The sequence below is a fragment of the Mesorhizobium sp. M7A.F.Ca.US.010.02.1.1 genome, assembly GCF_004023085.1.
In the GTDB taxonomy this organism is placed as follows: domain Bacteria; phylum Pseudomonadota; class Alphaproteobacteria; order Rhizobiales; family Rhizobiaceae; genus Mesorhizobium.
This window is the reverse complement of record NZ_RZRV01000058.1, coordinates 1-18,056: the sequence shown is the minus strand read 5'-3', so window position 1 is coordinate 18,056 and position 18,056 is coordinate 1. Positions and strand designations below refer to the sequence as shown.

Below are 18,056 nucleotides of genomic sequence, written 5' to 3'. Positions count from 1 at the left end.
CGGCCTCACGCAAACCCGCTATTCCCGCTCCTTGCGCAGCTTCGCCCAATAGTCGAGCCGCTTCCTGATGTCGCGCTCGAAGCCGCGCTCGGGCGGATCATAGAAGGTCTGGCGGCCCATCTTCTCCGGAAAATAATCCTGCCCGGAAAAGGCATCCGGCTCGTCATGGTCGTAACGATAGCCGGCGCCGTAATCCTCCGCTTTCATCAGCTTGGTCGGCGCGTTGAGGATGTGCTTGGGCGGCAGCAGCGAGCCATGTTCCTTGGCGGCCCGCGTGGCAGCCTTGAAAGCGTTGTAGACGGCGTTGGATTTGGGCGCGGTGGCGAGATAGACGGTGGCCTCGGCAAAGGCGAGTTCGCCTTCGGGCGAGCCGAGATAGTCGTAGGCATCCTTGGCGGCATTGGCGACGACAAGCGCCTGCGGGTCGGCAAGGCCGATGTCTTCCATCGCCATGCGCACCAGCCGGCGGCCTAGATAGAGCGGATCCTCGCCCGCATCGAACATGCGTGCGAGATAGTAGAGAGCCGCGTCAGGGTCTGAACCGCGTACCGATTTGTGCAGCGCCGAGATCAGATTGTAATGGCCGTCCTGGCCCTTGTCGTAGATCGGCGCGCGGCGCTGGACGATGCGCTGCAGTCCCTCGGGATCGAAGACCTCGCCGGGTTTGGCTGCCCGCCAGACTTCTTCCGCGAGCGTCAGCGAGGCCCGGCCGTCGCCATCGCTCATGCGGATGAGCATGGCCCGCGCCTCGTCGTCGAGCGGCAGCGCCCTGCCCTCGGTCTCCTCCGCCCGCACCATCAGCTTGGAGATGCTCTCCTCGCCAAGCGAATGGAAGACCAGAACGCGCGCGCGCGACAACAAAGCGGCATTCAGTTCGAAGGACGGGTTTTCGGTCGTGGCGCCAACCAGCACGACTGTCCCGTCCTCCATGACCGGGAGAAAGCTGTCTTGCTGGGCACGGTTGAAGCGATGTATCTCGTCGACGAACAGCAAGGTCTGGCGGCCATTGGTGCGGCGCAATTTGGCCGCTTCGAACACCTTTTTCAGGTCGGCGACGCCGGAAAAGACAGCCGATATCTGCTCGAAGGCCAGGCTGGTTTCGCCGGCAAGCAGGCGCGCCACGGTGGTCTTGCCGGTGCCGGGCGGCCCCCAGAAGATCATCGAGCCGAGCGAGCCGGAACCGATCAACCGGGTCAGCGCGCCGTCAGGGCCGGTCAGATGCTCCTGGCCGACGACCTCGCCAAGGTTTCTCGGCCGCAGCCTGTCGGCCAGCGGCCGCCCAGGCGGGGTCTTTTCCGGTTCATCGACGCTGAACAGATCGGCCATGCACTTCTTTTTCGTTGGAGCATGAGCCCGAATGCACGGAACCAGCCCTAATAACGCAACACCTGACGCATTATCTGCCCGCCACGCTCGACGGTAAAGCGCCACCAGCGCGTATCCGTCTTGGCCGCCAGCTCCAGGGTCGCCGCGGTATCGATGGTGGTGCCGTTCACCTCACGCACGATGTCGCCCGGCTGGAAGCCGAAATCGGCGGCCGGAGAATCGCGGTTGATGTCGACCACGGTGACGCCCTTGATGTCCGTGCGCAGGCCAAGCCGCTGCGCGAGCCGGGGCGACAGCTCCGCGACCTTGGCGCCCGAAAACGGGCTGCGGCCATGCAGCGTCACCTCGGCAGCCTTCATGCCTTCCGGAGCACGCTCCAGCGCTATATCCATCGCCGCTTGCTGGCCCTTGGTCAAAACCGCGAAATTGGCGGTGGTGCCGATCGACAGCGTCGCCATCCGGTAGTCCAGCGCTTCGATGCTCTCGACCGGCCTGCCGTTGAGCTGCAGCACCACGTCGCCGGGCTTGAGCCCTGCCTTGGCGGCCGGACCGGTCGCTTCGACCGACGAGACCAGCGCACCGGTCGGCTTCTCCATGCCGAGCGATTCGGCGATCTGCGGCGTCACCGCTTCGAACTCGGCGCCGACATAGGGCCGCTCGAAGAAGTCGAGCCCGGCCTTGGCCGCGTCGGCAAAAGCGCGAACCATATTCGAGGGAATGGCAAAGCCAATGCCGATCGAACCACCGCTGCGGCTGTAGATGGCGGTGTTGATGCCCACCAGCTGGCCGCCCATGTTGATCAGCGCACCGCCGGAATTGCCCGGATTGATGGCGGCGTCGGTCTGGATGAAGAAGCTGGAATCGGAGACGCCGATATGGCTGCGGGCCAATGCCGAGACGATGCCGCTGGTGGTGGTTTGGCCGACGCCGAAGGGGTTGCCGATGGCCAGCAGCAGGTCGCCGACCTCAAGCGCGTCGGAATCGCCGATGGCGATAACCGGAAACGGCTTGTCCGAGGTGATCTTGAGCACGGCGAGGTCGAGTGTCTCGTCCTTGAGCAGCACCTTGCTGTCGAACTCGCGTCCGTCCGCCGTCGCCACCTTGACCCGGTCGGCATCCTTGATGACGTGGTAATTGGTGACCACGACGCCGGTCGGATCGACCAGCACGCCGGAGCCGAGCGAAGACTGCGCACGCGGCTGCGAGCGGCCGAAGAATTCCTCGAAGAACGGATCGCCGTCGAAAGGCGACGTCACCTTGGCGGTCTGCGAGGCATAGACGTTGACCACCGCCGGCGCTGTCTGCTTGACCAGCGGCGCAAAGGACAATTGCACCTCCTCGCGGCCGAAGGGTACGCGCTTATCGGGCCCAGCCGTGGCGTTTTCGCCTTCCACGCCATGCAGCAGGTCGGTCAGCACATCGGACAGGCCGGGATCCGTCTTGGTATCCTCGGCCAATGCTTGCCTGACCACCGGTGCGGCCGCAAACGCCATGACGGCGAAAAGCAGAACAAAGGGCAGTCTTCTGGCGCGCATTCGCGAATCCTCCAAGGCAGGTTCGGGGGCATTGTCCCGACGATTGTGCAAAATGAAAGGCTAAGCCGCTGAAATCCGACTATTTTGGGCCAAAACCCCAGGGCCAAGCCAGGAAATCGGATTCCGCCGCGGTTTGCTGCTTTCAGAAAACAAAAAAGGGGCCCGCAGGCCCCTTTGAAGTCATTTGGGAAAACCGAGCCTTATGCGGCTGCGGCGTCCGCGTCAGCGCTTTCGGCTTCGATGCGAGCGCGGTCGCCTGCGCCCTTGGCCGAGACGTCACGATCGACGAACTCGATGACAGCCATGGCGGCGTTGTCACCGTGACGGAAGCCCGCCTTCATGATGCGCAGATAGCCGCCATTGCGGTTGGCGTAGCGCGGCGCGATGGTATCGAACAGACGCTTGACGACGCCTTCATTGCCGATCTGCGCAATGACCTGGCGGCGGGCGTGCAGGTCGCCGCGCTTGCCGAGCGTCACCAGCTTCTCGACGATCGGACGCAGGTCCTTCGCCTTCGGCAAGGTCGTGACGATCTGCTCGTGCTCGAGCAGCGACACGGCGAGGTTGGCGAACATCGACTTGCGATGGCTAATGCTTCGGGCGAAGCGACGGCCTTTGAAACCGTGGCGCATGGCTCTTTTCCTTCTTCAGTTGTTCAAGAGGCCGTGGCCTCTGATGGTTTTCCGCATGACCGTCGGATCGAGCGGCCCACGCCGCCGATCCTTGGAATTCATGCTCAATATTGGTCTTCGTAACGCTTGGCGAGGTCTTCGATATTTTCCGGCGGCCAGTCCGGCACTTCCATGCCGAGGTGCAGGCCCATCGCCGCCAGGACTTCCTTGATCTCGTTCAGCGACTTGCGGCCGAAGTTCGGGGTGCGGAGCATCTCGGCTTCGGTCTTCTGGATCAGGTCGCCGATATAGACGATGTTGTCGTTCTTCAGGCAGTTGGCCGAACGCACCGAAAGCTCGAGTTCGTCGACCTTCTTGAGCAGCGCCGGGTTGAAGGCGAGCTCGGTGACGGCCTCGGCGGCGACTTCCTTCTGCGGCTCGTCGAAGTTGACGAACAGGCCGAGCTGGTCCTGCAGGATGCGGGCGGCGAAAGCCACCGCGTCCTCGCCGGTGATCGAACCGTCGGTGTCGATCGTCATGGTCAGCTTGTCATAGTCGAGAACCTGACCCTCGCGGGTGTTCTCGACCTTGTAGGAGACCTTCTTGACCGGCGAATAAAGGCTGTCGACCGGGATCAAGCCGATCGGCGCGTCTTCGGCGCGGTTGCGGTCGGCCGGCACGTAACCCTTGCCGGTGTCGACGGTGAATTCCATGCGGATTTCAGCGCCTTCGTCCAGCGTGCAGATGACGTGGTCGGGGTTGAGGATCTCGACGTCGCCAACCGTCTGGATGTCACCGGCAAGAACAGCACCCGGTCCCTGCTTGCGAACGACCATGCGCTTGGGACCATCGCCTTCCATGCGGATGGCGATTTCCTTGATATTCAAGACGATGTCGGTCACGTCCTCGCGCACACCGGCGATGGACGAGAATTCATGCAGAACGCCGTCGATCTGCACGGCGGTAACAGCCGCACCGCGCAGCGAAGACAGAAGCACGCGGCGCAGCGCGTTGCCCAGCGTCAGGCCAAAGCCACGCTCGAGAGGCTCGGCGACCAGCGTGGTCAGCGTCTTCTTCTTCGACGAGAACTCGATCTTGTTCGGCTTGATCAGTTCCTGCCAATTTTTCTGGATCATGATGCTTTCCTTCCGTTGACCCGCCACCATCCAATCGTGGCGGGCGACCTGGAATGCCGCGGAGGAGCGCCCAAGGGCGCTCGCGCGGCGTTCGATAAATGCTTAGACGCGACGCTTCTTGCGCGGGCGGCAGCCATTGTGCGGGATCGGCGTCACATCACGGATCGACGTGATGGTGAAGCCGGCGGCCTGCAGGGCGCGCAATGCCGATTCACGACCGGAGCCGGGCCCGCAGACCTCGACTTCGAGCATGCGCATGCCGTGTTCCTGGGCCTTCTTGGCAACATCCTCGGCAGCCATCTGGGCAGCGAACGGGGTCGACTTGCGCGAACCCTTGAAGCCCTGGGCACCGGCCGACGACCAGGCAATCGAATTGCCCTGCGCGTCGGTGATGGTGATCATCGTGTTGTTGAAGGTCGAATTGACGTGGGCAACGCCCGACGAGATATTCTTGCGTTCGCGACGGCGAACACGAGCGGCTTCCTTGGCCATGATAGTCCTTTCAGTTGATCTCTACACCGCCGTAATGCCAGCGGCTCCACCTTCGTAAGGGAGTAGGGGAATAGGGCAGTAAGGGAGTAGGGAAAAGTGCGGCCCGATTGATGGGCATTCCCTACTGCCTTACTCCCCTACTCCCTTATTCCCCTAACAAATTACTTCTTCTTGCCGGCGATCGACTTGGCCGGGCCCTTGCGGGTGCGCGCATTGGTATGCGTGCGCTGGCCGCGGACCGGCAGCGAGCGGCGGTGACGCAGGCCGCGGTAGCAGCCGAGGTCCATGAGCCGCTTGATGTTCATAGAGACTTCGCGGCGCAGGTCGCCTTCAACCTGGTAATCGCGGTCGATGGTTTCGCGGATCTGCAGCACTTCCGCGTCGGTCAGCTGGTTGACGCGGCGCTCGGCCGGGATGCCGACCTTGTCGACGATCTCCTGGGCGAACCGCTTGCCAATGCCGTGAATGTACTGAAGCGCAATGACAACGCGCTTGTTGGTCGGAATGTTGACGCCGGCTATACGAGCCATGTTCTTCCCTTCTCCATGTGGGCCGGCCAATTCTCAAAAACGAGGCGGGCACGGCGCTGTCTTAAGTTGCCCCGCGTCCGGTGGAGGCCGGCCCATGCGGGAGTTTCCAGTTCAATGCGGCTGCCTTGCCCTTGCGGACAAGCAAAGCTCATGCCTGATAGGAAGACGGGCCGCCATACCGCAGCGAACCGCTTCCGTCAAGTGCAATCGTTAATTTCCCCGCACTGCGTCCTTGAGCACCGCTTCGATCTGTTCCGTCACGGCGTCGATATCGGCCATGCCGTCGACACTGCGGAGCTTGCCCTTGGCATAGTAGTAGCCAATCAGCGGCGACGTCTTCTTGTAGTATTCCCTCAGGCGCTCTTCGAACACCGTCGGGTTGTCGTCCTTGCGAACGGGAAGGCCGGCTGCCTGCGCCTCGTCGGCGCGCTTGACGATCCGGCCAACCAGAGCCTTGTCGTCGACCACGAGCTCAATGACGGCGTCGAGGGCCTGGGAGCGATCCAACAGCATCTGCTCGACCGCATCCGCCTGCACCAGGGTCCGCGGATAGCCGTCGAGGATGAACCCCTTGGCGCAGTCGGGCTGATCGATACGCTCGGCGACGATCGCGTTGACGATCGCATCGGACACCAGTTCACCGGCATCCATCACCGCCTTGGCGCGCTTGCCGACTTCGGTGCCTGCCTGGACGGCAGCACGCAGCATGTCGCCCGTCGAGAGCTGGGGTATGCCGTGTTTTTCTACCAGTCTTTGTGCTTGCGTCCCCTTGCCCGCTCCTGGCGGCCCAAGCAATATCAACCTCATCTGGCTTTCTTCCCCCCGCGCAGCTTCGACTTCTTGATCAGGCCTTCATACTGGTGCGCAATCAGGTGGCCCTGAATCTGCGCAACCGTATCGAGCGTGACACTGACCACGATCAGAAGCGATGTGCCACCAAGGTAGAATGGTACGCCAGTCGCCGAGATCAGGAACTCCGGCAGCAGGCACACCAGCACCAGATAGATGGCGCCGACGACGGTGATGCGGGTGAGAACGTAATCGATGTAATCGGCGGTGCGCTCGCCCGGACGATAACCCGGGATGAAGCCTGAATGCTTCTTGAGCTGGTCGGCGGTGTCCTTCGGGTTGAAGACAATCGCAGTGTAGAAGAAAGCGAAGAACGCGATCATCGCCGCATAGAATGCCATGTAGAGCGGCTGGCCATGTCCGAGTGCAGCCAGAATGGTGCTTGCCCAGGCCGGCATGTTGGTCGTCTGCGAGAAACCCGCGACGGTGGCCGGCAGCAACAGCAGCGACGAGGCGAAGATCGGCGGAATGACACCCGACGTGTTGAGCTTCAGCGGCAGATGCGAGGTATCGCCCTGGAACATGCGGTTGCCGACCTGGCGCTTCGGATACTGGATCAGCAAGCGGCGCTGGGCGCGCTCGAAGAACACGATGAGTGCGATGACGACGACGGCCAGCACGATGATCGCCAGGATCAGGCCGGTCGACAGCGCGCCGGTGCGGCCAAGCTCCAGCGTGCCGGAGATGGCGTGCGGCAGGCCGGCGACGATGCCGGAGAAGATGATCAGCGAAATGCCGTTGCCGATGCCGCGCGCGGTTATCTGCTCGCCCAGCCACATCAGGAACATGGTGCCGCCGACCAGCGTGACGACGGTCGAGATGCGGAAGAACATGCCGGGATCGCTGACGATGCCGTTGCCGCCTTCCAGACCGACAGAAATGCCATAGGCCTGAACCAGCGCAAGCAGCACGGTGCCGTAGCGCGTGTATTGGTTGATGACCTTGCGGCCCTGTTCGCCTTCCTTCTTCAGCGCTTCCAGTGACGGGATGACCGAGGTCATCAGCTGCATGATGATGGACGCGGAGATGTAGGGCATGATGCCGAGCGCAAAGATCGCCATGCGCTGCACGGCGCCGCCGGCGAACATGTTGAACATGCCAAGCACGCCCTTGCTCTGCGAAGAGAAGGCCTGGGCGAAGGCGTCGGGATTGATACCAGGAAGCGGGATGTAGGTGCCGAGGCGATAGACGAGCAGCGCGCCGATCGTGAACCAGATGCGCTTCTTCAAATCCTCCGCCTTGGCGAAGGCCGAGAAATTCAGATTCGAGGCTAATTGTTCAGCAGCCGAAGCCATGCCTGATTCTCCGCTTGGTAACGCTTGATGGCCCTGAGGTCAGGCGGCGCGTTTCACCGAAGCTCACGAGATAAGCTCCGGGCTCTAAACATGCAAGCGGCCGCGTTGACGCGGCCGCCTCGTTGAGCAGATCAAAGCGCAATCGTGAGCAAAAACGGATCCCACTCTTGCCGATCGCGCTTCAAATTGCCGTTACTCGGCAGCTGCCTTTTCCTGCGGCAGCTTGACCGAACCGCCGGCCTTTTCGATCTTCTCGATCGCGGCCTTGGAGGCGCCGGCGACGTCAAAGGCGAGCTTCGCCTTGATCTCGCCATCCGAGAGGATGCGCACGCCGTCCTTGACGCGGCGGATGACGCCGGCGGCAACCAGCGATTCAGCCGTCACGGTCGCCTTGGCATCGAGCTTCTTGGCGTCGATGGCCACCTGAATGCGGGCCAGCGACACGACAGTGAAGCTCTTGGCGAAGATGTTGTTAAAGCCACGCTTCGGCAGGCGCCGGTAGAGCGGCATCTGGCCACCCTCGAAACCGTTGATGGCGACGCCGGAGCGCGCCTTCTGGCCCTTGACGCCGCGACCGCCGGTCTTGCCCGAGCCGGAGCCGATACCACGGCCGAGACGCTTCTTGGAGTGCGTCGCGCCGTCCTTGTCACGCAGATCGTTGAGTTTCATCTGAGTTCTCCTGCGCTCTGGCTCAGCCCTCGTCCACGACGCGGACGAGATGCTGGACGGCAGCGATCATGCCGCGCACGGAGGGCGTATCTTCCAGCGTGCGCTGCTTGTGCATCTTGTTGAGGCCGAGGCCGACCAGCGTCGCGCGCTGTTCCTTCGGACGGCGGATCGGCGAACCGATCTGCTCAACGGTGATGGTCTTGGTTGCTTTCTTGGCCATGGTCAAAATCCCTGGTCAGATCGACTATTCTTCAGCCGCAACGGCGGTGCCGCGGCGGGCCTGAAGGGTCGAATACTTGATGCCGCGAGCAGCAGCCACATCCTTGGGATGCATCTGGCTCTTCAGCGCGTCGAAGGTGGCGCGAACCATGTTGTAGGGGTTCGACGAACCCATCGACTTGGCGACCACGTCATGCATGCCGAGCGTCTCGAAGACAGCGCGCATCGGGCCGCCGGCGATGATGCCGGTACCTTGCTTGGCGGCGCGCAGCAGCACGCGTCCAGCACCCCAGCGTCCTTCGACGTCGTGATGCAGCGTACGCCCCGAGCGCAGCGGCACGAAGATCATGTCGCGCTTGGCCGATTCAGTTGCCTTGCGGATGGCTTCCGGCACTTCGCGCGCCTTGCCGTGACCAAAGCCGACGCGGCCCTTCTGGTCGCCGACGACGACGAGTGCTGCAAAACCGAAGCGACGGCCGCCCTTGACGACCTTGGCGACGCGGTTGATGTGGACGAGCTTGTCCACCATGCCGTCATCGCGTTCTTCACGATCGCGGCCGCGGCCGCCATCCCTACGTTCCTGTGCCATATCCTGTTCCTTGTTTTTTTCCGGAAGCACGGTTGCTGATAAGATCCGGTGCCTCTGTGGGTCACCGGGGGCGAAATCAATTCCTTCGCATAATCCCTATCCGAAAAGTCTGCAACTTTTCGGGACTATGCTTAGAAGCTCAAGCCACCTTCGCGGGCAGCCTCGGCGAGCGCCTTGACGCGGCCGTGATAGATGTAGGCGCCGCGGTCGAAGACGACTTCCTTGACGCCGGCCTTGGTGGCGCGCTCGGCGATCAGCTTGCCGATCGCGGTCGCGGCGGCGGTGTCGGCGCCGGTCTTGAGCGAACCCTTGAGGTCCTTCTCGAGCGTCGAAGCGGCAGCGATGGTGTGGCCCTTGGCGTCGTCGATGACCTGCACGTAGATGTTCTTCGACGTGCGGTGGACCGACAGACGCGGGCGCTCGCCGGCGACCTTCTTGATCTGACGACGGACGCGCTGCGCGCGGCGCTGCGTAGATTCCTTGGTACCCATGATGGTCTTCCTTGCCTTCAAAAAACGGGGGCCGCCATATGCGGTAGGCGAAAGCGCCTCCCGCGACCGCTCCCCGCGGCGTTACACTTCCCAGCTTGGCCTTTTCCGAAAAGTCTTGGACTTTTCGAGGCCAGGCCCACTACTTCTTCTTGCCTTCCTTGCGGACGATCTTCTCGCCAGCATAGCGGACGCCCTTGCCCTTATAGGGCTCCGGACCACGATACTCGCGGATCTCGGCCGCAACCTGGCCGACCTGCTGCTTGTCGATGCCGGCCACGGTGATTTCGGTCGGCTTCGGCACCGTGATGGTGATGCCGGCCGGCGTCTCATAGACGACGTCATGGCTGAAGCCAAGCGCCAGCTGCAGGTTCTTGCCCTGAAGTGCCGCGCGATAGCCGACGCCGGTGATCTCGAGCTTCTTCTCGAAACCGTCCTTGACGCCCTGCAGGATGTTGACGATCTGCGTGCGCGACATGCCCCACTTGGAGCGGGCGGTCTTGGTCTGGTCGCGCGGCTGGACAGCGATCTCGCTGCCTTCCATCTTGACCAGCACTTCGTCGTTCACCACGAACTTCAGCTCACCCTTGGGGCCCTTCGCCGTCACGGTCTGGCCGTTGACGGTCGCGGTCACGCCCTGCGGCAGCGAAACGGGTTTCTTTCCAATACGAGACATTTTGTTGTCCTCGTCACTTCTCTTGTTTCAGGTCTCTGTCTTCGGGAACGATCCGAAGACCGGATTCCACTTTGCGGTCAACTGCCAGATCAGAAGATCTGGCAGAGGATCTCACCGCCGACGTTCTGTTCACGTGCTTCATGGTCGGCCATCACGCCCTTCGGTGTCGAAAGGATGGCGATGCCGAGGCCGTTGGCGACCTGCGGGATCGACTTGGCCGAAACATAGACGCGGCGGCCTGGCTTCGAGACGCGGGCGATTTCGCGCACGACCGGCGCGCCGTCGAAATACTTCAGCTCGATCTCGATTTCGGACTTGCCGTTGTCGAAGTCGGTCTGGCTGTAATCGCGGATATAGCCTTCAGCCTTCAGCACGTCGAGGACGCGGGTGCGCAGACGCGAAGCCGGCGTCGAAACGCTCGACTTCTTGCGGCCATACGCGTTGCGGATGCGGGTCAGCATATCGCCGAGAGGATCGCTCAATGACATGTTATGTCCTCCTTACCAGCTCGACTTGACCAGGCCCGGGATCTGGCCGTTATTGCCGAGATCACGAAGCGCGATGCGCGATACTTTGAGCTTGCGATAGTAGGCGCGCGGACGGCCGGTGACTTCGCAGCGGTTGCGGATGCGGATCTTGGCCGAGTTGCGCGGCATGGCGGCAAGCTTCAGCTGAGCGCGGAAACGCTCTTCCATCGGCTTGGACTGATCCATGATGATCGCCTTGAGCGCAGCCCGCTTGGGACCGTACTGGTCGGCAAGCTTGCGGCGCCTGTTGTTCTTCTCGACTGAGCTGGTCTTTGCCATTTCAGATTTTTCCTTTTCTCGCTGCCGTTACTGGCGGAAGGGGAAGTTGAAGGCCTTGAGCAATGCCCTGGCTTCGTCGTCCGTCTTCGCAGTCGTACAAACGATGACGTCCATGCCCCAGATCTGATCAACCTTGTCGTAGTTGATCTCCGGGAACACGATGTGTTCCTTGATGCCCATGGCGTAGTTGCCACGGCCATCGAAGCTCTTCGGATTCAGTCCGCGAAAGTCGCGGACACGCGGCAGTGCGATGTTCACGAGGCGGTCGAGGAACTCGTACATGCGTTCCTTGCGCAGCGTGACCTTGGCACCGATCGGCATCTTCTCGCGGACCTTGAAGCCGGCGATCGAGTTGCGGGCGCGGGTGACGACGGCCTTCTGGCCGGCGATCATCGCCAGGTCTTCGGCCGCGATCGAAGGCTTCTTCGAATCGGCGGTCGCTTCGCCAACGCCCATGTTCAGCACGATCTTGTCGATGCGCGGAACCTGCATCTCGTTGTCGTAGCCGAACTGTTCCTGCAGCGCCTTGCGGATGGTCTCGTTGTAGACCTGCTTGAGGCGCGGCGTGTTCTGAGCCTTGGACTGTTTGCTTTCAGCCTTGGGCTTCGTGGTTTGAGCCTTAGCCATTGATGACTTCTCCCGAGCGCTTGGCGACGCGCACCTTCTTGCCGTCCTTCTGGAAGATGAAGCCGACGCGGGTCGGCTTGCCATCCTTGGGGTCGGCCAGCGCGATGTTCGACAGCTGGATCGGCGCTTCCTTGGTGATGATCCCGCCCTCTTGGGACTGGGACTGCTTCTGGTGACGGCGGATCATGTTGACGCCGCGCACCAGCGCGGTGTCTTCCTTCGGCTGCACCGAGAGGACTTCGCCCGAACGGCCCTTGTCCTTGCCGGCCAGCACGACGACCTTGTCGCCTTTTCTAATCTTTTGCATTGGTCCGGCTCCTTACAGCACTTCAGGCGCGAGCGAGATGATCTTCATGTGGTTCTTGGCGCGGAGTTCGCGCGGAACCGGTCCGAAGATACGCGTGCCGATCGGCTCTTTCTTGTTGTCGACGAGAACGGCCGCGTTCTTGTCGAAACGGATCACGCTGCCGTCCGGGCGGCGGATGTCCTTGGCCGTGCGAACCACGACCGCCTTCATCACATCGCCCTTCTTCACGCGGCCGCGCGGAATGGCTTCCTTGATCGACACCACGATGATGTCGCCCACGGAAGCATATTTCCGCTTCGAGCCGCCCAGCACCTTGATGCACATGACACGACGGGCGCCGGAATTATCCGCGACGTCGAGGTTTGTTTGCATCTGAATCATGACTGGCCGCCTTCTTCTCTTCTAACGGGATGGGCTCAAAGCCCCTCCCCGGTCTGTCCAAAATTCGTTGTTTACGCCCGAGGTCAGGCTTGGTCCGAAGACACGACGATCCAGCGCTTGTCCTTGGAGATCGGCTTCGATTCCTGGATGAACACCTGATCGCCTACCTTGTGGGCGTTGTTCTCGTCGTGCGCCTTGTACTTCTTGGTCATGCGCACGGTCTTCTTCATCACGGGATGCGTGAAGCGCCGTTCGACCTTGACGACAACCGTCTTCTCGTTCTTGTCGCTGACGACGGTGCCCTGCAGAATGCGCTTTGGCATGGTTTTCGTCCTTAAGCCTTCTTAGCCGCGGACTTTTCCGCAGCGATGGTCTTGATACGCGCAATATCCTTACGGACCTGTCTCACGCGCGCGGTCTTCTCGAGCTGGCCGGTGGCCTTCTGGAAGCGCAGGTTGAACTGCTCCTTCTTCAGGCTGGCCAGGTCGTCGGTCAGCTGGTCCTGGGTCTTGGTCCGGATGTCTTCGGCTTTCATGATCAGCCCGTCCTTATTCTGCGATGCGCTGCACGAAGCGCGTCTTGACCGAGAGCTTGGCCGCGCCGAGACGCAGTGCCTCACGGGCGGTTTCTTCATTGACGCCGTCGATCTCGAACATGATACGGCCCGGCTTGACGCGCGCCGCCCAGTAGTCGACCGCACCCTTGCCCTTACCCATGCGGACTTCGGTCGGCTTCGAAGTGACCGGCACGTCCGGGAAAATACGGATCCAGACGCGACCAGCGCGCTTCATTTCACGCGTGATCGCGCGGCGGGCCGCCTCGATCTCACGTGCGGTGACGCGGTTCGGCTCAAGCGCCTTCAGCCCGAAACCACCGAAATCCAGGTTGGTGCCGCCCTTTGCGGTACCATGGATACGGCCCTTGAACTGCTTGCGGAACTTTGTGCGCTTTGGCTGCAGCATCGTTCTAACTCCAAATTCCTAAATGTCTCAGGCGTTTTCGCGACGACGACCGCGTTCGCGATCACCACCACCGCCATGCGCTGCATCGCTTTCGCTGGCCCGACGCTCCGAAGCCATCGGGTCATGCTCAAGGATTTCGCCCTTGAACACCCAGACCTTGACGCCGCAGATGCCATAAGCCGTGTGCGCTTCGGCCGTACCGTAGTCGACGTCCGCACGCAGCGTATGCAGCGGCACGCGGCCTTCGCGATACCATTCCATGCGCGCGATCTCGGCGCCGCCGAGGCGGCCGGCGCAGTTGATGCGGATGCCTTCGGCACCGAGGCGCATCGCCGATTGAACGGCACGCTTCATGGCGCGGCGGAACGCGATACGACGCTCGAGCTGCTGGGCGATCGACTGGGCGACCAGGGTCGCGTCGATTTCCGGCTTGCGCACTTCAACGATGTTGAGGTGCGTCTCGGACTTCGTCATCTCCATCAGCTTCTTGCGAAGCTTCTCGATGTCGGCGCCCTTCTTGCCGATGATCAGACCCGGGCGCGCGGCGTGGATGGTGACGCGGCACTTCTTGTGCGGACGCTCGATCACGACCTTCGAGATGGCAGCCTGCTTGAGCTCCTTCTCGAGATACTTGCGGATCTTGATGTCCTCATGCAGCAGCTTGCCGTACTCGCCGGTGTTCGCGAACCAGCGCGAATCCCAGGTGCGGTTGATGCCGAGGCGAAGACCGATCGGATTGACTTTCTGGCCCATTATGCGGCCTCCCCTTTTTCTTCGACTTCACGAACGACGATCGTGAGGTGCGAGAACGGCTTCTCGATACGGCTGGCGCGACCGCGACCACGGGCATGGAACCGCTTCATGACGATCGACTTGCCGACATAGGCTTCCGCCACGATCAGTGCATCGACATCCAGGTCGTGGTTGTTTTCCGCGTTGGCGATTGCCGATTCCAGCGTCTTCTTGACCGTGCCGGAAATCCGCTTGGCCGAGAATTCGAGATCGGAAAGCGCTGTCGCGACCTTCTTGCCGCGGATCAGCGCGGCAACGAGGTTGAGCTTCTGCGGGCTGATACGGATCGTGCGCAATACGGCGCGCGCTTCGTTATCAGCAAGCCTGCGCGGAGCTTTGGCCTTGCCCATGATTATTTCCTCTTCGCCTTCTTATCCGCGCCGTGACCGTAATAGGTCCGGGTCGGAGCGAATTCACCGAACTTGTGACCGACCATGTCCTCGTTCACCGAAACGGGAACATGCTTCTGGCCGTTGTAGACACCGAAGGTGAAGCCGACGAACTGCGGCAGGATGGTGGAGCGACGGCTCCACATCTTGATCACCTCATTGCGACCACCTTCACGAACCTTGTCCACCTTCTTGAGAAGGTAGCCGTCAATGAAGGGGCCTTTCCAAATCGAACGAGTCACTTGGCGTTACCTCTTCTTAGCTCTTGCGCTGATGGCGCGAGCGCAGGATGAACTTGTCGGTCGCCTTGTTGGACCGCGTCTTCTTGCCCTTGGTCGGCTTGCCCCAGGGCGAAACCGGATGGCGGCCACCCGAGGTGCGGCCTTCGCCGCCGCCGTGCGGATGGTCGACCGGGTTCATGGTCACGCCGCGATTGTGCGGGCGCTTGCCACGCCAAACCGTGCGACCGGCCTTGCCGTCATTGATATTGCCGTGGTCCGGATTGGACACGGCGCCGACAGTGGCCATGCAGGAGCCGTGAACGACACGCTGCTCGCCCGAGTTGAGGCGCAGGATCGCCATGCCCTGGTCACGACCGACCAGCTGGCCATAACCACCTGCCGAACGGGCGACCTGAGCGCCCTTACCCGGCTTCAGCTCGATGTTGTGGACGATGGTGCCGACCGGCATCGAAGCCAGCGGCATCGCATTGCCCGGCTTCACGTCGACCGCTTCACCGGACACGATCTTGTCGCCGGGAGCCAGACGCTGCGGAGCGATGATGTAGGACAGCTCGCCATCGTCATACTTGATCAGCGCGATGAAGGCGGTGCGGTTCGGATCGTACTCAATGCGCTCGACCGTGCCGACGACGTCGAACTTGCGGCGCTTGAAGTCGATGATGCGGTACGAACGCTTGTGACCACCGCCGATGAAGCGGGCGGTGATGCGACCATGATTGTTGCGGCCGCCCGACTTGGTCAGGCCTTCGGTCAGACCCTTGACGGGCTTGCCCTTGTAGAGGCCCGAGCGGTCGACGATGACCAGCTGACGTGTGCTGGGCGTTACCGGGTTGAATTTTTTCAGTGCCATTGTTCTGTCCTCGCGGCCTTGCTCAGAGACCCGTCGCGACGTCGATCGACTGACCATCGGCCAGCGTCACAACCGCCTTCTTGACGTCGCTCTGGCGGCCAACCGTGCCACGGAAGCGCTTGATCTTGCCCTTGCGGACAAGCGTGTTCACGGCCATCACCTTGACGCCGAACAGCGCTTCGACGGCGGCCTTGATTTCCGGCTTCGACGCCTTCTTGGCGACGTTGAAGACGACCTTGTTCTGCTCGGAGGCCATGGTCGACTTTTCGGTGATCGCCGGCGAGACGATCACGTCGTAATGACGAAGGTCGGTCATTTAAAACGCTCCTCGAGAGCCTCGACGGCGGCCTTCGAAAGGACCAGCGTGCCGCGGCGCAGAATGTCGTAGACGTTGATGCCCTGGATGGGCAGCACGTCGATGTTGGGGATGTTCGTCGCCGCCAGCTTGAAGTTCTTGTCAAGCTCGGCGCCGCCGATCAGCAAAGCGTTGGTCAGGCCCAGCGTCGCGAAATTCGCGATCAGCGCCTTCGTCTTGGCCTCGGTCAGCTTCAGCTCGTCGATGATGATGATCGACGCGCTCTTGGCCTTGGCCGAGAGAGCATGCTTGAGGCCGAGAGCACGAACCTTCTTCGGCAGTTCGTGCTCGTGGCTGCGAACGACCGGGCCGTGGGCCTTGCCGCCGCCGCGGAACTGCGGAGCGCGTGCCGAATGGTGACGGGCGCGGCCCGTACCCTTCTGCTTGTACATCTTGGCGCCGGTGCGCGCGATCTCGGCGCGACCCTTGGTCTTGTGCGTGCCCTGCTGCTTCTTGGCAAGCTGCCAGCGCACGACGCGCTGCAGGATGTCTTCGCGCGGATCAAGGCCGAAAATCTCGTCGGAGAGTTCCACCTTGCCGGCGTCCTTGCCGCCCAGCGTTGTGATCTTGAGATCCATTATTCCGCTCCCTCTGTGGCCGGAGCCTCGTTCTTGGCGCCACTTTCGGCAGCAACGGCGCGGATCGCGGCAGGCTTCGGCGCATTGGCCGGCAGTGCCACCTTGGCCGCATCGCGGACCAGGATCCAGGCGCCCTTCGATCCGGGAACCGCACCGCGGATCAGGATCAGGCCGCGGTCGGCGTCGGTCGATACGATCTCGACATTCTGCGTGGTGACACGGGTGTCGCCCATGTGGCCAGCCATATGCTTGCCCTTGAACACCTTGCCCGGGTCCTGGCGCTGGCCGGTCGAACCGTGCGTACGGTGCGAAACCGAGTTACCGTGCGTCGCACGGCCACCGCCCATGTGGTGGCGCTTAATGACGCCCTGAAAACCCTTGCCGATCGTCGTGCCCGTCACATCGACCTTCTGGCCGGCGACGAAGTGCTCGACGGTGATCTCCGCGCCGACATCGATCATGTTGTCGGCGGAGACGCGGAACTCGGCGACCTTCGCCTTCGGCTCGACGGAAGCGGTCGCGAAATGGCCGCGCATCGCCTTCGACGTGTTCTTCACCTTGGCAAGGCCAACGCCGAGCTGAACGGCGGTGTAGCCATTCTTCTCTTGCGTGCGCTGGGCCACGACCTGGCAGTTCTCCATCAGGAGAACGGTGACGGGAACATGTTCCCCGGCATCGTTATAGATGCGGGTCATTCCCACCTTTTTTGCAATCACACCTGAACGCATCGGTTCAATTCCTTTAGAGTTCCGGGCCAGGGGCACCGCCCCTTACCGCGCTCTCATTCCCTTAGAGCTTGATCTCGACGTCGACGCCGGCGGCCAGATCGAGCTTCATCAAAGCATCGACCGTCTGCGGGGTCGGATCGACGATGTCGAGCAGACGCTTGTGCGTGCGCATCTCGAACTGCTCGCGGCTCTTCTTGTCGACGTGAGGCGACCGGTTGACCGTGAACTTTTCGATCCGCGTCGGCAGCGGAATGGGGCCGCGGACGTTTGCACCGGTACGCTTGGCCGTCGACACGATTTCTTTCGTCGAGGCGTCGAGCACGCGGTGGTCAAACGCCTTAAGGCGGATGCGGATATTCTGTCCGTTCATGCGTCACTTCCTTGTTCTGGCGCGGCGCGGGCAACTCCCGCGCCCGCGACAGATCGGTTTAAGTCCAAATTACTCTTTGATGGTGACGACGATGCCGGCACCGACGGTGCGGCCGCCTTCACGGATGGCGAAGCGCAGCTTCTCTTCCATGGCGATCGGCACGATCAGCTCGACATCGACCGTGATGTTGTCGCCCGGCATCACCATCTCGGTGCCTTCCGGCAGCGACACGATGCCGGGCACGTCGGTCGTGC

General features: G+C 62.0%; 29 protein-coding genes and 1 pseudogene. All 30 read right to left on the bottom strand.

All coding sequences use genetic code 11. From position 1 onward, the window contains the following. Positions 1–18 precede the first annotated feature (18 nt). Positions 19–1,326, bottom strand: coding sequence for a replication-associated recombination protein A (locus tag EOA19_RS32155; protein WP_023812079.1), 1,308 nt, complete (start codon positions 1,324–1,326; stop codon positions 19–21). Between the two features lie 47 nt (positions 1,327–1,373). After that, on the bottom strand, positions 1,374–2,861 hold the full coding sequence (locus EOA19_RS32150; RefSeq protein ID WP_128305868.1) for a DegQ family serine endoprotease: 1,488 nt from the start codon (positions 2,859–2,861) through the stop codon (positions 1,374–1,376). A 200-nt stretch (positions 2,862–3,061) separates the two neighbouring features. After that, positions 3,062–3,493: a 50S ribosomal protein L17 gene (gene rplQ, locus EOA19_RS32145; protein ID WP_013531439.1), complete on the bottom strand. Its 432-nt coding sequence runs from the start codon at positions 3,491–3,493 to the stop codon at positions 3,062–3,064. A 104-nt stretch (positions 3,494–3,597) separates the two neighbouring features. After that, the gene (locus EOA19_RS32140) at positions 3,598–4,608 is read right to left on the bottom strand and encodes a DNA-directed RNA polymerase subunit alpha (RefSeq protein WP_023812081.1); all 1,011 of its coding nucleotides are present in this window, start codon (positions 4,606–4,608) and stop codon (positions 3,598–3,600) included. Between the two features lie 102 nt (positions 4,609–4,710). Beyond that, entirely contained in the window at positions 4,711–5,100 is a 390-nt protein-coding gene (gene rpsK / locus EOA19_RS32135) for a 30S ribosomal protein S11 (RefSeq protein ID WP_006205444.1), read from the bottom strand. A gap of 161 nt (positions 5,101–5,261) precedes the next feature. Next, positions 5,262–5,630, bottom strand: a complete 369-nt coding sequence (gene rpsM / locus EOA19_RS32130; RefSeq protein WP_013531437.1) for a 30S ribosomal protein S13 — start codon at positions 5,628–5,630, stop codon at positions 5,262–5,264. A 210-nt stretch (positions 5,631–5,840) separates the two neighbouring features. Continuing rightward, on the bottom strand, positions 5,841–6,437 hold the full coding sequence (locus tag EOA19_RS32125; protein WP_023812082.1) for an adenylate kinase: 597 nt from the start codon (positions 6,435–6,437) through the stop codon (positions 5,841–5,843). Continuing rightward, positions 6,434–7,774, bottom strand: a complete 1,341-nt coding sequence (gene secY, locus EOA19_RS32120; protein ID WP_023812083.1) for a preprotein translocase subunit SecY — start codon at positions 7,772–7,774, stop codon at positions 6,434–6,436. Before secY ends, EOA19_RS32125 begins: the two co-directional genes overlap by 4 nt. 192 nt (positions 7,775–7,966) lie before the next feature. Then, on the bottom strand, positions 7,967–8,443 hold the full coding sequence (gene rplO / locus EOA19_RS32115) for a 50S ribosomal protein L15 (RefSeq protein WP_013531434.1): 477 nt from the start codon (positions 8,441–8,443) through the stop codon (positions 7,967–7,969). A 22-nt stretch (positions 8,444–8,465) separates the two neighbouring features. Further along, positions 8,466–8,663, bottom strand: coding sequence for a 50S ribosomal protein L30 (gene rpmD, locus EOA19_RS32110; protein WP_006205449.1), 198 nt, complete (start codon positions 8,661–8,663; stop codon positions 8,466–8,468). A gap of 24 nt (positions 8,664–8,687) precedes the next feature. Then, positions 8,688–9,251, bottom strand: coding sequence for a 30S ribosomal protein S5 (rpsE, locus tag EOA19_RS32105; protein ID WP_006333394.1), 564 nt, complete (start codon positions 9,249–9,251; stop codon positions 8,688–8,690). A gap of 131 nt (positions 9,252–9,382) precedes the next feature. Beyond that, positions 9,383–9,742: a 50S ribosomal protein L18 gene (rplR, locus tag EOA19_RS32100; protein WP_023812084.1), complete on the bottom strand. Its 360-nt coding sequence runs from the start codon at positions 9,740–9,742 to the stop codon at positions 9,383–9,385. 139 nt (positions 9,743–9,881) lie between these two features. After that, positions 9,882–10,415 carry a 50S ribosomal protein L6 gene (rplF, locus tag EOA19_RS32095; RefSeq protein WP_013895694.1) on the bottom strand — a complete coding sequence of 178 codons (534 nt, stop codon included), beginning with the start codon at positions 10,413–10,415 and terminating at the stop codon, positions 9,882–9,884. 89 nt (positions 10,416–10,504) lie between these two features. Beyond that, positions 10,505–10,903 carry a 30S ribosomal protein S8 gene (rpsH, locus tag EOA19_RS32090; RefSeq protein WP_013531431.1) on the bottom strand — a complete coding sequence of 133 codons (399 nt, stop codon included), beginning with the start codon at positions 10,901–10,903 and terminating at the stop codon, positions 10,505–10,507. A 12-nt stretch (positions 10,904–10,915) separates the two neighbouring features. Further along, positions 10,916–11,221 carry a 30S ribosomal protein S14 gene (rpsN, locus tag EOA19_RS32085; RefSeq protein WP_013895695.1) on the bottom strand — a complete coding sequence of 102 codons (306 nt, stop codon included), beginning with the start codon at positions 11,219–11,221 and terminating at the stop codon, positions 10,916–10,918. A gap of 27 nt (positions 11,222–11,248) precedes the next feature. Further along, positions 11,249–11,848, bottom strand: a complete 600-nt coding sequence (gene rplE, locus EOA19_RS32080; protein WP_013531429.1) for a 50S ribosomal protein L5 — start codon at positions 11,846–11,848, stop codon at positions 11,249–11,251. Continuing rightward, positions 11,841–12,155, bottom strand: coding sequence for a 50S ribosomal protein L24 (gene rplX, locus EOA19_RS32075; RefSeq protein WP_013531428.1), 315 nt, complete (start codon positions 12,153–12,155; stop codon positions 11,841–11,843). Before rplX ends, rplE begins: the two co-directional genes overlap by 8 nt. A gap of 12 nt (positions 12,156–12,167) precedes the next feature. Beyond that, positions 12,168–12,536, bottom strand: coding sequence for a 50S ribosomal protein L14 (gene rplN, locus EOA19_RS32070; protein ID WP_006205457.1), 369 nt, complete (start codon positions 12,534–12,536; stop codon positions 12,168–12,170). An 83-nt stretch (positions 12,537–12,619) separates the two neighbouring features. Continuing rightward, the gene (gene rpsQ / locus EOA19_RS32065; RefSeq protein ID WP_010909280.1) at positions 12,620–12,859 is read right to left on the bottom strand and encodes a 30S ribosomal protein S17; all 240 of its coding nucleotides are present in this window, start codon (positions 12,857–12,859) and stop codon (positions 12,620–12,622) included. Between the two features lie 11 nt (positions 12,860–12,870). Beyond that, a complete protein-coding gene (gene rpmC, locus EOA19_RS32060; protein ID WP_006205459.1) occupies positions 12,871–13,071 on the bottom strand; it encodes a 50S ribosomal protein L29 in 201 nt (66 codons plus the stop codon). A gap of 13 nt (positions 13,072–13,084) precedes the next feature. Then, a complete protein-coding gene (rplP, locus tag EOA19_RS32055) occupies positions 13,085–13,498 on the bottom strand; it encodes a 50S ribosomal protein L16 (RefSeq protein ID WP_013531427.1) in 414 nt (137 codons plus the stop codon). Positions 13,499–13,525: 27 nt separating this feature from the next. Then, complete coding sequence (gene rpsC / locus EOA19_RS32050; RefSeq protein WP_013531426.1) at positions 13,526–14,251, bottom strand: 30S ribosomal protein S3; 726 nt, start codon at positions 14,249–14,251, stop codon at positions 13,526–13,528. Next, positions 14,251–14,640, bottom strand: coding sequence for a 50S ribosomal protein L22 (gene rplV / locus EOA19_RS32045; protein WP_006205462.1), 390 nt, complete (start codon positions 14,638–14,640; stop codon positions 14,251–14,253). Before rplV ends, rpsC begins: the two co-directional genes overlap by 1 nt. A gap of 2 nt (positions 14,641–14,642) precedes the next feature. After that, complete coding sequence (rpsS, locus tag EOA19_RS32040; protein ID WP_006205463.1) at positions 14,643–14,921, bottom strand: 30S ribosomal protein S19; 279 nt, start codon at positions 14,919–14,921, stop codon at positions 14,643–14,645. Positions 14,922–14,937: 16 nt separating this feature from the next. After that, positions 14,938–15,771 (bottom strand): 50S ribosomal protein L2, encoded by an 834-nt coding sequence (rplB, locus tag EOA19_RS32035; RefSeq protein ID WP_027026960.1) that lies wholly within the window; start codon positions 15,769–15,771, stop codon positions 14,938–14,940. A 22-nt stretch (positions 15,772–15,793) separates the two neighbouring features. After that, complete coding sequence (locus EOA19_RS32030) at positions 15,794–16,087, bottom strand: 50S ribosomal protein L23 (protein WP_013531424.1); 294 nt, start codon at positions 16,085–16,087, stop codon at positions 15,794–15,796. Then, on the bottom strand, positions 16,084–16,704 hold the full coding sequence (gene rplD, locus EOA19_RS32025; protein ID WP_013531423.1) for a 50S ribosomal protein L4: 621 nt from the start codon (positions 16,702–16,704) through the stop codon (positions 16,084–16,086). Before rplD ends, EOA19_RS32030 begins: the two co-directional genes overlap by 4 nt. Continuing rightward, a complete protein-coding gene (gene rplC / locus EOA19_RS32020) occupies positions 16,704–17,432 on the bottom strand; it encodes a 50S ribosomal protein L3 (protein WP_013531422.1) in 729 nt (242 codons plus the stop codon). The genes rplD and rplC overlap by 1 nt, the downstream gene beginning before the upstream one ends. Before the next feature lie 61 nt (positions 17,433–17,493). After that, a complete protein-coding gene (rpsJ, locus tag EOA19_RS32015; RefSeq protein WP_010909272.1) occupies positions 17,494–17,802 on the bottom strand; it encodes a 30S ribosomal protein S10 in 309 nt (102 codons plus the stop codon). Between the two features lie 69 nt (positions 17,803–17,871). Beyond that, positions 17,872–18,056, bottom strand: a pseudogene (gene tuf, locus EOA19_RS32010) (elongation factor Tu); the annotation flags it as partial.